The organism is Ureaplasma diversum NCTC 246, assembly GCF_000731915.1.
In the GTDB taxonomy this organism is placed as follows: domain Bacteria; phylum Bacillota_I; class Bacilli_A; order Mycoplasmatales; family Mycoplasmoidaceae; genus Ureaplasma; species Ureaplasma diversum.
Genome location: NZ_JFDP01000051.1, coordinates 1 through 13,890 on the forward strand (window position 1 = coordinate 1; position 13,890 = coordinate 13,890).

10 protein-coding genes, 1 other RNA gene and 1 pseudogene are annotated in these 13,890 nt (G+C 27.7%); 9 read left to right on the forward strand and 3 right to left on the reverse strand.

The features are described 5' to 3' along the window. The 3 genes from UDIV_RS02250 to rnpB form a co-directional block, all read right to left on the reverse strand. Positions 1–439, reverse strand: a 439-nt coding sequence (locus tag UDIV_RS02250; RefSeq protein WP_038102761.1) for a hypothetical protein, incomplete at its 3' end; no start/stop codon positions are given. Positions 440–450: 11 nt separating this feature from the next. Then, entirely contained in the window at positions 451–1,038 is a 588-nt protein-coding gene (locus UDIV_RS02255) for a hypothetical protein (RefSeq protein ID WP_038102764.1), read from the reverse strand. A 215-nt stretch (positions 1,039–1,253) separates the two neighbouring features. After that, positions 1,254–1,615: RNase P RNA component class B (rnpB, locus tag UDIV_RS04305), an RNA gene on the reverse strand. A gap of 137 nt (positions 1,616–1,752) precedes the next feature. Between rnpB and rpsT the strand changes: the two genes are divergently transcribed. The 9 genes and pseudogenes from rpsT to UDIV_RS02300 all read left to right on the forward strand — a co-directional run bounded on the left by rpsT (position 1,753) and on the right by UDIV_RS02300 (position 13,798). Continuing rightward, positions 1,753–2,010: a 30S ribosomal protein S20 gene (gene rpsT / locus UDIV_RS02260; RefSeq protein WP_038102767.1), complete on the forward strand. Its 258-nt coding sequence runs from the start codon at positions 1,753–1,755 to the stop codon at positions 2,008–2,010. 401 nt (positions 2,011–2,411) lie between these two features. Beyond that, on the forward strand, positions 2,412–3,551 hold the full coding sequence (locus tag UDIV_RS02265) for a replication initiation and membrane attachment family protein (RefSeq protein WP_038102770.1): 1,140 nt from the start codon (positions 2,412–2,414) through the stop codon (positions 3,549–3,551). 11 nt (positions 3,552–3,562) lie between these two features. Next, a complete protein-coding gene (locus UDIV_RS02270; protein ID WP_038102773.1) occupies positions 3,563–4,459 on the forward strand; it encodes an ATP-binding protein in 897 nt (298 codons plus the stop codon). Positions 4,460–4,709: 250 nt separating this feature from the next. Next, on the forward strand, positions 4,710–5,780 hold the full coding sequence (locus UDIV_RS02275; RefSeq protein WP_038102776.1) for a hypothetical protein: 1,071 nt from the start codon (positions 4,710–4,712) through the stop codon (positions 5,778–5,780). A gap of 199 nt (positions 5,781–5,979) precedes the next feature. Next, complete coding sequence (locus tag UDIV_RS02280; protein WP_038102779.1) at positions 5,980–7,443, forward strand: hypothetical protein; 1,464 nt, start codon at positions 5,980–5,982, stop codon at positions 7,441–7,443. Positions 7,444–7,547: 104 nt separating this feature from the next. Next, complete coding sequence (locus UDIV_RS02285) at positions 7,548–9,461, forward strand: ABC transporter permease (protein WP_038102781.1); 1,914 nt, start codon at positions 7,548–7,550, stop codon at positions 9,459–9,461. Then, positions 9,461–10,210 (forward strand): annotated as a pseudogene (locus UDIV_RS02290) (ABC transporter ATP-binding protein); the annotation flags it as partial. The gene UDIV_RS02285 and the pseudogene UDIV_RS02290, both read left to right, overlap by 1 nt. An 88-nt stretch (positions 10,211–10,298) precedes the next feature. Beyond that, positions 10,299–12,788: an aromatic motif membrane protein gene (locus UDIV_RS02295; RefSeq protein ID WP_038102783.1), complete on the forward strand. Its 2,490-nt coding sequence runs from the start codon at positions 10,299–10,301 to the stop codon at positions 12,786–12,788. Then, positions 12,788–13,798 carry an aromatic motif membrane protein gene (locus UDIV_RS02300; RefSeq protein ID WP_038102787.1) on the forward strand — a complete coding sequence of 337 codons (1,011 nt, stop codon included), beginning with the start codon at positions 12,788–12,790 and terminating at the stop codon, positions 13,796–13,798. Before UDIV_RS02295 ends, UDIV_RS02300 begins: the two co-directional genes overlap by 1 nt. The last annotated feature ends 92 nt before the right edge of the window (positions 13,799–13,890 follow it).

Consider the following 13,890-nt stretch of genomic DNA (forward strand, 5'->3'; position numbering starts at 1 on the left):
CTAAACTTGATATTAAAGAATTTAATGAATTTTCTAAACCATAGGTTGTTTTTAATTTTTTGGTTCAATATTCAAGCATTGATACAGCATAATACTTAATTTGTGTTTTATTACTAAAAACATCTTTTATTCATAAACTCTTTTCTTCTTTTAAATAATTATCTAAGAAGTTAGTATATTTAGGAGCTGTTTTTCAACTATTATAAAATTGATCTAATAAATAGTTTTTTTGTTTTTCATTATCTAGTGATGAATATTTAGGTGATTGTTTACTATATTCACTTATTAAATTAGTATTATGTACAAGTAGTTTTGAAGGCTTAGTTTTTAGATTACTAAGTTCATAACCAACAACAGCCATTAATGAAATATAACCAGCACTTAATAAACCAAGCCCAACACCTAAGATGATCTTTTTCTTTTTAATTCACTTTTTCATTTTAACAACCCCTATTTTTTATTAGGATTTTGTTGAATTAACGTTAATTCATAAACTCTTAGTTTTTGTTTGATTAACTCATCTCTTGTTTGATTAAGAATCTTATCTAATTCTTGTTCACTAAATCCTTGATAAGATTGATACTTCTTAATGAATTCTTCTTTTAATAATTGTTTGTAAAATTTATTGAATTCTTGATTAGAGCTAAATTCTAATCTTAATTCTTGATTTAAATAATTGGTTATATAATCAATATATTTAGAAGAATAAGTACTTTCAAAATCATCAAAGTGATTTAATCATTTTGTTTCAAAATCATTAACTAATTTATTAGCTTGATCTATTTGGTTATGTTTAAGATAAAACTGATAAGGAAGTGAATCAGCTTTATATCGATCAACAGCATTCTTTTTATATTGTTTATTTAGTTTTAGTTCTGTTTTATGATTATCTGCTAAAACAACTTGTCTTGAAATAGTAGTTCTATGCAAAGAAGCTAGAAAAGCAATGCCAACAATTGATGTAGCTAAAACAATAGCTATTAATATAGAACCAAGGGTTCAAAATATGATCTTTTTAGTTCTTTTTGATCTATCCATAACTAAATAAGCTCCTTATATGAGATTTAAATCATTAGATAGTTATTTAATTAATTTATACACCTTTTTAATGATTAGTAATGGTTTTAGATATCATCTTAAATATTTAAAATTAAACTAAATAAAAGGAATTATAGATAAGAGAGAGAGAGAGAGAGAGAGAGAGCCAAAACAATAAAAAATCTTCCCAAAAGGGAAGATAATAAGTGCTTGTAAATGATAAGCCGTGTTCTGTTAACTAGATATTTAGTTATGCTAATTATTTATCTATAGATCTAAATCTATCCTAAGTAAACTTCGTTTTGTTTAACTTAGACTCCCTTACCAAAATTTAGGTTTCTCACTTGTGGGGTTTACCGCGTTTCATCTCATAGGTTTCCCTATTACTCGTCTCTGTGGCACTTTATGGTTTTATTCCTTTATTTTAAAAAAATATTAGGAATTAATAAAACCGCCGTCATGAGCACATCATGCTATGTTTTATTAATTATACATACACAAACACTACAAGCATCACAGCTTGTGTGAGCACGGACTTTCCTCTATATTATTTCTAATACAGCAATTAGCTATTTACTGTATAATTTTAGCTTAAAAGTAGCTAAAACATCTATAAATTAACTAATTGCTTAAAATAGATGTCGAATTTGCTATAATAGTATGGTTATCTATATTAACCTTTTCAAGCAATAATGATTACGAGGAGGCGATTAAATGGCAAATATTGTTGCAAATGAAAAATCATACCGACATTCACAAAAAGTGCGTAAACAAAATCACGCTAAAATGTCAAAACTTAGAACAGTAGTAAAAAAAGTACGTAATTCAAACGACCAATCAAAACTTGTCGAAGCTTACTCAGTGATTGACAAGACTGCTTCAAAGGGTGTAATTCATAAAAATAAAGCGAATCGTTTAAAATCACGAACAGCAAAAGCATTAAACAAAGCTGTTGCTGAACAAGCTGCATAATATAAACCATTTGGTTTTAATAAAAGAAGGTGTTAAATCAATCCTTCTTTTTTGTTTGCTTATCTTGTTTTTAAGATATCTTAACTAGCACAAAAGCAGAACAAAAACAAGCTTAAAAATTCGTTAAATTATTTTTTAGTCGTGTATAAGTTATGCACATTTGTTGTGCAAAACTATACTCAAATCATTAAATAGCGGGCTTTTAGTGCTTTAATGGCTCTATATTTTATATTAGTTTGTGCATAATTGTCATTAAGTCGCTTTTTAGTGGCTTTAAAAAATTTTTACGCTTTTATTTTTATTAATAAAGCTTTAAAATTTAGCCATAGTTAACAAAAAGACTATTTAGTAAAACAACAATATTATTTTAATTTTAATCAATAATGAAGGTGAGGGCATTCATGTTTTTAAGTATTCAAAAAAACATTAATTTTGTAGCAAATGAAGCTGCTTTATGAAATTTTTATGCTCCCATTATTGGTTTAGAACCGGTTGGTTTATATTTATGATTGTGCCATTTAACAAATCATACAAATTCTTTTGTTCAATTAACTGAAAACCAACTATCTAGTTCTTTAAAAACCGATCCTATTAGATTAATGGATCAATTAAGTATCCTTGTTGATGTACAACTAGTTAAGATCTATGAAAACATCAACCAACCCCAACACTATTTAGTAGAAATAAAAAGACCATATAATCAAAATGAAATCTTAAACAATCACATTCTAACTACTAAATTACAATCTACTTTAGGATATAGTGAATTTGCAATCCTAATAGATCAAACTAAAATCCCTACTGTTGATCAATCTTTTATTGATGTTAGTGATCAATACCAATCAATAACTAATAGTTCTAATGTTAATAAACTAGTTAATCAAATCTTTAATCAATTTAATCTATCTTTAAATCTAGATCATAAAACTAATAAATTATTAAAACAAGCTTTTATTTTATTTAATGATAATTATGAATTTATCTACAAACTTGTTTGTGATAGTGTCATCATTAAAGATAATGATGATTATATAAGTTTAGATTGTGCTTTATTTGAAAGCAATCTAAACCAACAATTAAACAACTATAATAGTTCTAAACTATTAGTTAATATAAGACGTAATAAAGCAATTTTTAATCAGTCTTCAAATTTAGCTGATTTTAGTGAAGTAATCTCTGATTATGAACAATATGATCCTAAGAAGTATTTTACTTTAATAATGAAAAGAAATCTAAGTTCAAATGAACTTGATTCTATACAACCTTTACTAAAGTGTATGCCCAACTCTTTTGCAAATATGATCATTGATTATGTTTTAATTAAAAACCATGGACGATTAGTTAAAGAATATCTAATTAAGATTCGTGATAGTGTCCTTCTTAATAACTTTGATAATTTAGCTGATTTATTACAATATCTTAAAAATGCTTATAGTAATATTGGTTTTAATACTTCAAAAACAGACACTAATCATAAACTAATATCTAAACAAGAATTAACAAATAGTAAAATTAACTATAAAGAATTATTTGATATTTAAAGAGTATAAGTATGCAAAATCAACATTTATATCTAAAAAATAGTTTAAATGAAGTGTATGAAACATATAAAGATGAACCAATCATTAAACAATTAAACATTACTAAACAAGAATTTGTTGATCATTATTCTAAGATACTTTTCTATTTAGAAAACTATCAAACACAAAACTTAGATTTAATTAGAGATCTTAATAACAACTTAGAAGTTGTTTATACTTCTAATAGTAATGACAATATTTTAAATGAATGTTATTGACTAAGATGAGTTGAAAAAGTAGATAATCAACTAACTTTTAGTGAACAATATTTAAATTTTAATAATCTTAAAGATAATCAATACAAACCAAGCATCAGTCAACTATTATACTTTTTATCTAATCAAATCAAAACCAATCAATTAGAATCAATGTATTTATCAGGTAATACAATTACTGGTAAATCATGAATAACTACTTCTTTTATTAATTCATTTATTCTAAAACATAAAATCTCTGTTTGTTATATAGAAATGGATCTATTAATTAAATATAGTTTAAATGCTATTAATAATAGTGATTTAAAAATAGAATTAGAACAAGCTTATGAAGCAATGCGTAATTGTAATCTATTAGTATTAGATAACTTTGGTAATGAAAGATATTATGACTTTGTTCATAATGAAAATATTCTTAAGATCTTAAGATCTCGTTTTAAAAACAATTTACCAATCTTTTTTATATCTAATATTGATTTAAATCAATTAACTAATCATTATTTAAGAAAACAAAAACATAGTAATAGTTATGAGATTCAAGAATTGATATTAATTATTAATGATTTAATAACTATTAATAATAAACAAAACATCTATAAATTAGAAGGAAGATGAATCTGAGATCTAAGAAAAGGTATTGACAAGAAACTATAAAGTAGATATAATAGTCAGTGAATACTTGTATGTAAAGAACAAGTGGTGCGAAGTTAACGATTCGTCACTAACAACACTTAGCTAATGCTATAGTTACTTTATAATTTAAAAAACTTAGTTACTAAGACCAACTAGTTGGAAGACTGATTAGTTGTTTAACCAGAGCAAGTATTTGCTTTGGTTTTTTTGTCTATTTAAAATTATTAAACTAACTAAAGAATAAGATTAGCTATCTGAAAGGTTTATTTAAATGCAAACAAAAAACATTAAAAAAACAATCTTATTAGCTACAATTTCTATTCTATCTACAGCAACTTTTGTCCCTATAGTTGTCTCTTGTACTACTGAACCAAAAGCAGTTTATCTAAAAGATAATGATCAAACTAATAATGTAGATCCTAATAATAGTTCTAATTCTAATAATATTATTAAATTAGAACCTAATATAGCTATTAGTAATAATACTAAACTAGTTAAGAATATAAATAACAAATATGAGCTTAGATTAATCATCAGTAATGCTAATAATCAATTTGTTAAGCTTAAACTAAAACCAACTAATTCTGAACAATTAGTTGAATCAGAATTAGTAAATGTAGTTGATAATGTAGCTGTACTTATTTTTAATCAACTAGATACTAATCAACAATATAATATTGAATCAGTTTTTGTTTATAAAACTAAGACAGATAATGACCCATATGAGATAGCTTTATTACCAGCTACTAAGAAGATCAATATTTCATTCTTAAAAACTGATGATCAAACTGATAATAAACAAGATGTTACTAAACCAAGTAAAGAAGAAATAAAACAACCAACTGATTCAGCTAATGGTACAGAATCTAAACAAGAAGAGAATGGATTAGCTAATGTGGATCAAGTAGATCAAAGCCAGAATCAAGATCAAAACCAAAATGATATTGATGTATCTAAATTATCAGCTGATACTGCTTTAGATGTAACAGCTATAAACCAACAAGTATTAGCTAAAAAAGAAAATAGTACTTACACTTTTAAGGTTAAATTTGCTGATGCTAAAGATGGTTTATTAGCTAATATTTCATTAACTGATACAAAGGAAATTAGTGATGAAACTTTAGAAATTAACGCCTCTGAAATTACAATAGCTAAGGGGGAGGAAAACGTTGCTACAATACATGATTTTCTTCTTAAATCTTTACTTGACCAAGCTAAAGCATCTAATCAGAAATATATCAAACTTTATGTAAATAAGATTGAATATTACAATGACCTTGATGATCAAGGTATAGACAATCTTCTTAATAAAAACCTTGTGGTTTATATACCAGTTAATTAAAGCCAATTTACACACAAATAACTGCTAAAATTAGTGGTTATTTTTTATTCTAATCACCTATTAATTTCTTAGCTTTTTGCTATTTTTTGTATCTTATATATTTATTATATAAGAGTATTTTTACTTGTTATGTACACATTATTTAGATTATATTAATGGCATATAATTTATACAATTTGAAATTTAAAAGGTATTAACAATGAAAATAAAAAAAATCAAGTATAAATGAATGTCTTTAGCGATAGCAACCACGGTTGCAGCAGCAGGAATTAGTGCTGTTTTAATCAGCTGTACAGACAAGACAAAAGGTGGTGAAAATAAGAAAACTACTCCAGCTTCACCAACTAACAAACAAACAGCTGCACCTAGTGTAAGTCTTGATAGCAACTCAAAACTAACTAAAAGAGCAGATAACAAATACGAGCTTAAATTAAAAATTACAAATGCTGATAGCAAGTTAGTTAAAGTTGAATTAACATCACAATCTACAAATACAAATAACAGTTTAATTTCAGATTTAGTAACTGTAACATCAGGAAGTGCTACAGTTGTATTCAATAGCTTAGATGAAAACACAAGCTACTCATTAAAAAAAGTTAGTGTATATGCAACTAACACAGATACAAACCCAACAAATGTTGAATTATCACAAAGTTTAAAAGCAACACAAATAACTGTTCTAAAATCAAACGAAGAACACGACCACTCAAGCCATATGGGTCATAATGGTTCAGGTTCGTCTCCTGTTGTTGGTAATGGCAATACTAATAATAAGGAAAAGGGAAAACAACAAGGAACTGAAGAAACAAATAAAGGTGGTAGCGATCAACTTCAAGGAGATCAAGCTCCGGCTAATCCACAAGCAGGAGATAGTGAAGGATACAAGATTAGTTTCGTTGATCCTAACATGGTTATATTCCAAAAAAATAAAAAGTGATATATTCAATTAAGAGTTGATGTTCCTGATGGATTTAAAGGATCTGTACAGGTTACTTCTGAAAAACAACCATTGAATACTAAAGCAGTTACAATTAAAAATAAAATTTTGGAAGCAGAGTTTTCTGGCCCTTCTTTCTTAGGTACAATTAAACCTAATAAAAAATACAAATTAGGAAGAGTAAACATTACAGATTTAGAAGGTAAAGAAAAAGAAATACGACATTTTGATTCATCAATTAGCAACGAGATAACACCGGTTGTAGAAGGGGGGGGTTCAGCCGGATCTAGTAAACCTGTTGTTCAAAACGATCCAGCAAATAATCCTTCAAGCAGTACTAACGCAAAAGATGGTAATGGTGTTTGATTCGAAAATAACGCTACTGAAATAACTGCAACTTTAAAAGATGGAAAATATACTTTTAAAGCTTATGTTGAAAAGAAAGTGTCAGGAACACCTAGCTTAGCTATATCAAAACCAAAATCTTCTGGCGGTTTTAAAGAAATTGGTAAGGTTGAATTTAAAGATGTTTCTACCCCTGAACCAGGAAAAGGTGACTTACAAGAAATTGAAATCCCACAATACATCGTTAAAGAATTTACTAAAAACGATCAGGAAAATAAAGCTCATCTTACTAAACTTGAATTTTTAAATGAAGATCTTGATGTTGTTGAAACTATCGACCTATCATCTAAAGGTCTTGTTGTTATAATACCAAAACAATAAATTTTAAATAACACCCCACAAAATACGAACACACCCTATAAATTCGTATTAACCCTAATCTTATAAATCAATTATCAACTATCTAATGAAAGAATACAAATTAAATGAATCAATCTACGAATTCATTTGCTAAAAAAGTAAACTCGAGTTATTTATACTCAAAATTTTTAGCAAAAATTATTTTCAAAAAGAACAGCTCTATAGTGTTACCTGTTGTTTTAATGGGTTTAATTATTATTCTTACACTTATAGCTCGTTTTGTTTCTAAAGATTTAAGTACATTCTTAATCATTTCATATGTAAACATATTTATCACATTATTCTTAAGTGTGATCTTTGCTTCAATTAAGGCTTTGAATATTTTCAAAGACTTAGCTAAAGAAGGGATCGATATTTTAGTATTCTCGAAAAGTATTTCAAGACAAAATGTAATTATTACTAAATTAGGTTTCTTCTGCTTCATTGGAGTATTATGAAGCATAGTTGCATTCTTAGGCGGAATCATCTTCTATGCTAGTAATTATCCATATGCAGCAAGTGTTAATTATTGATATGTTTCAACCTTCTTCTCTACATTGTTTACATATTTATTATTTGGTTTAATAGCAATACTTATTGCTTTAAAACAATCTTCTAAGATTGCTATGATTACTCCAATTATGGTTTTCTTACCATTACTTGTAGCAGGTTCTGCTGCTAATGTCTTCTCTACATCATCTGCTAACCAAATTGCTTCATTCTTAAATTTAGAAAAAAGAGAATATGACTCAGGAACAGTTGCTGATGTTGAAAAATTCTATTTAAACAATAATAAGGATGAATACATTCTTATTCCTAAGATTAATCCAGAAGATGCTAGTAGAAAGAAATTTACTCAACGTCAAGTTGATTTATTAAATCAAATCTACAGCCACTCAAAATCTTCAGCTGTTAGCTGACAAGCAATTTCTTGATTATTTATTCCTTACCAATTAATTGATGTTTTTGCACAACGTGATAAAGACCCAATTGGGGTAGCAGCAAGTCGTGAAGAAAATAACTTAAAAAACTATTTATACTACAACGACCAACCATCTAAAGAATTTAACTACTTTATATCAGATAACCCACTAGGTCTTAGTTTAAAACCAGTAGTTATTGATAACCAAGAATCTCAACGATACATTGTTCCTGGTTTACTTAAAAACCGATCAATTATTAGTGAACAATCAGATTTCTCAGTCCAAGATCGCGAAATCATTTATGCACGTGAAAAAGCAAATGATGTTAATGTAACATTTGCTGAAGATAACAACATCTTTGCTTCTCCTGATAACTTAGTTGGAAAAATTAAATGATCAATTGTTAAAGATGCTCTTGAATCTCCTGTTTTCTTAGAAAAAGCTAAAGACTTCTATGAAACTCGTCTACAAAGCTTAGAAGGATCTGAGAACTTAACAAAAGCTAAAATCCTTGAAATCATCTCTAATATTGCAAGTGCAGGATATGACAAAACATTTATTAATTTAGTAGATAAAGAAAGTGGAGCTGAACTATTTAAAGAAATCATCAACCCACGAGAAATCAAAAACCAAACAGAAAAGAAAATCTACTTAATTACAACAATGTTATATTATCTATACTTCAATCACCAAGACTCAGTAATATTAGATAAGATCTTAAAAAACGATAATGAACAAAATGGATATGCTCCACAAAAAATCAAAGTGTTTGTTGATGGACATAACTACTTCATTGGTGGATATAAAAACTATGCTGTTACTCAATATCCAAAAGAAGTTACTGAAAAAGATAGTGGTGAAGGAGTAGTTAGAGAAAGAAAAATCAGAACGATTGTATATCGTTATGAACTAGAAGATAGTGATAACTACTTATTCCAAGCTGTTGAAGAAGTTAAATCTGTACAACAAGCTAACCGGGTTATTTCAAAAGGATTCTATAGTTTAATTTGAATTGCTATTGTAGCTGCTTTATTAGTAGGTGCTTACTTTGGTTATACTAGAAAGGATTACAAGTAATGACTTTATCTAAACCAGAACTTCAAACTGAAGATAGAATCAACCATAATCCTGATAATATCCTTGAAGTTAAAAACTTAACTAAAATCTATAAAGGTTCAACCCAAGGGGTAAGAAATTTATCATTTAATATTAAGAAGGGTGAAATTCACGCCTTCTTAGGAGAAAATGGATCTGGTAAAACAACAACCATTAAAAGTATTATTAATGCTTATGCATACTATGATGGAGAAATCTTAATTGGTGGGTTTGATAATAAAACACCAGAATCAAAAGATAAACTAGGGTATGTGCCTGAAAATGCTCTATTCCCTTCTGAATTAACAACTTTTGATTATTTATACTCATTAGCTCTTTTATCTAAAGTACCAGCTAAAGTAGCAAAAGAGAAAATTCTAAACTATTTAGATAAATTTGGAATTTTATTCCTTAAAGATAAAAAACCAGTTAACTTCTCTTCTGGGCAAAAGAAAAAGGTGTTATTAATCCAAGCTTTAATTCATGATCCAGAATTAATTATTTTAGATGAGCCAACAGCTAACTTAGACCCATCTGCTCGGTTTGAAGTATTTGATATATTACATGATCTAAACAAGCAAGGGAAAACGATCTTTGTTTGTTCACACATCCTTAAAGAAATGGAAGATTATGTTAACTCTTTAACATTAATTCATAAAGGTAATCTGATCTACACTGGTCCTAAGACTAAAGATCTAGAATCAATTTACTATGAATTAATTATTAAAGATAATGATGAATATAAGAATGCTAAGAACCCATTTTCTAACTTTGATGATACTCCAATAGATGGAGTAGTAAAAAAAGGAAGTGGTGAAATTGAAAAAGTTTAATAAGAAATGATTATTTGTAGCTGGAGGGATAGTTGGAGCTAGTATCATTACAAGTGCAGTATTAGCTACAACACTAAGTGCTAATAAGCAAACAGCTAATGAAACTGTTGAACAAAGCAGTGAAGAATCTGAATTAGATAAATCACTTCACTTCAATAAACAAATCAAAGTTAAGGAACTATTATCTAGTTTCTTTGATCAAGATGAAGATGAAGTAGATCAGTTTGTTTTTGGTCAAAACCAAATCCAAGAACAACAACTCTCTGAACTTAAATCAGCTCTAACTTACTACCACCCACATCGAACTAAAGGGTTAACTGATTATGTTGAAGGTCAACTAAAACTAAATGTTCGATACAAAAGAACAAGATTACGTTCTAGAGACTTCTTATTTAGAAATATCACAAGTAACTGATATTGAATGCTTAAGAATGCAAATAATCTAGAATTTATGCTTTGACCTTATGAACATGATAAGTTTAGAAAGAATGATCTTGAACAAAGTAGTTTCATTAATTCTAAATATAAATTCAAAGCTAAGATTAATGAAAAAAACGAAATTGAGTTTGATACATCACTACTTCCTAAGGGATATGCTTATGAATATGTAGGATATAACCCATTAACTGATCGGGGTATTATAGAAAGTGTTTATTCTAAAACTTTAGATAATAGAGCATTTAATAAAGTAACTGAATTAGTTAATAAAGAATTAGTAATGCATGTTCAAATGGGAGCTAATCATGCTAATAAAAGTGTTGATTTAGTACTTAAAGATCAACAAAACAACTATGTAGAAGTAAATACAACTACAGATAGTTTTGGTTTAGCTTCATTTAACTTAGAAAGCATCAGTCCTTGAGCTAATTACACTGTTGCACACATTAAACTAAGTGATGGTTCAACTACAGATGCTGGTTTATCTAACTATCATAAATTAACACTAAATCTAAACAATGAAAAAATGCGTTTAGAACAAGCTAAAAAAGATAGTAAGGTGTTATTTAAAATTCATAAATTTGTTGACACTAATGAACAAATTGCTGGAATTAAAGGACGAGAAGCTGAAATCCATTTCATTATCCGCAACGAAGATGATCATATTACTAAAATCAAAAATCCTGTTATTGAAGATTTTTATTTATACAAATATCCAGCATCAACAAGAACAATCTTTAGTAGTAAAGAAGTTTACTACATTAAATATGATGGTAATAAATTAATCCGTTTAATCAAACTTAAACGTGGTCAACAAAAACTAGCAAGACTTGACTATGACTTATTAGTTTTCAAAGAACCAATTCAAGATATAAAAGCAGTAGCTGATGTTTTTGAAAAATCAATTATTGACCAGGACGAAAAAGAATATCAAGCTGAAAGAGATAAAGAGATTAAAAAACTAGAAGCTAAATGAGATAAAAACAAACTTCAAGATTTTATTAATAAGCAAACTTTAGAATTCAACTATAAATTTGAACAATCTAATTTTAATGTTGCTATCTTTCCTAGAATATTAAAATACAACTATCATGCTTGAAGAGAATTAGAAAAGAAATTTAGTGGAGTTAAAATCTACACTTTAAAAAGTCTTGACGGTCAAGCTTTCTTAAGAAGTATTAAGTCTAAAAAAAGTATTCAAAACAATGATAACAAACCAATTAAATATCCGGAGTTTGTTAGACCATTTGTTGATGAAAAAATTAACATCAAAGATAATTCAGAAACTGTTCAAGAACGTAGATCAAAAGAAATCCTTAAGATTTTATTAAACCAAGTGTTTAAGTCTGATTTAGAAATTAAAGATTATGTGGACTCACAAACTCTTCCTGAAAATAAAGCTAAAATTGAAGCTGAACTAAGAAGATTTGCTGCTAGATATAGAGATTTAAAAGGAAGATTTGGTGCTGATGCTAAAATCAACGAACTTGACGATCATAACAACGAATATAATCGTTTCTTATCTAAGAATTGATATTTCCTTTTAACTAACCTTCATAACTTTGATTTTAATTTCATTGATTGATTCCGATTACCTGAATTTCATGAAGGTAATAAACATGCTAAACATACTCAAAAATATCTTGAAAAGCTTCAACGAGTTAAACAATATGAAGATTTCAGATTCAATGATAGTCTATTAGATGATATTCGTGAATCTGATGTATCTAAAGTTCATAAAACAACTAATGATAATGTTGAGTATTTCATTGTTAAGAACAATGTTATGTTCTGAGTGCGTGTTTATGCAGAAGCAATTTCTGGACATGATGTAGGTATTGAAATCCTTCCATATGTAATCCAATTTAAACCAAAAGATGTTCGGGCTAAAATTTCTGTTCCAATCATTACTAATGTATTCCACTTATCATTCATCCATGGGGATCAACAATACTATGAAGTATTTGAAGACAAGATTACTGCTCAATATGGTTATCCTGCAAAAATGTTAATGATTTATAGGAGTGCTAAAAAATAATGAAAAAATATATGAAATATGGGTTAATCAGTTTAATGGGTTTACCAATAGCAGCAGCTCCAGCTATTTTAATTGCTTGTAACCAAGAAGTTAAAAGCCAAACAGATAATGCTTCAATTTTTAATCAATCATTAATCCAGCCAAAGAATAAACATGAAAGTGCTTGAAAACGATTTTTAAGCAATAGTAGTATAAACAATCTTCTTAAAGATATTTATCCAAATGAACAACAACGGAACAAATACATTCGTAGTCAAATGGCTATTGATGATGGTTATTTAACAGAAGTTCGTGAAACATTTATTTATAACAACAATTTAAATAATGAAAATGATAGTAGTTCATTCCCTGGTGATTTATATAACCGAAATACACCATACAAACATAATAAAAAGAATCAACTAACTTTTGAATTATTTGAAAAAAATTGATTGTGGTATTTATTTAATATTAGTAAATTTATTTATATTCTTGACCCAGAAACAACTGATGACCCAACTGTTTTAGTTAACCAATCATTAGAGGATTTGGTTGCTCAGAACGGGCTAAACACTAAATTCGTTAGTGTTAGTACAAATGATTTTACTGAAATGGTTAAAATCCAACCAGAAGCACATGAAAATAAAAATATTGAAACTATGGTTGTTGATGGAAAAGAAATAAAGGTTAAGGAAGTTTATTCAACTTATTATTTATTACACAAAGAAGGATATTGATTCTATATTACTTCTACACAATTTGTTAATGAAGCTACTAATGAAGTTGTTGGGCTTAAGACATTTCGTTTATATGAATATTTAAATACCCTACCTAATTTACCAACATATAAAGAAGAGCTTAGACATAAATTCTCATTACATAAATATATAGACGCTAAAATAGGTAGTGAATCTGGAAGTGCACTAAAAGGAAAATATTCAGAGCTATTTATTAAAAATTTAGAAGAGGCACACGGCGGTCAACCAATTAAATACTTCATTATTGACAACCTTGTTGCAAATAAAAAATAAGAGGTATAAAGATATGAAAGTAAATAACAAAAAACGTTATTTAGCACTTTGTGTTGCTGGTTTGGCTTTACCCATCACTTTTGTTAGTGCCA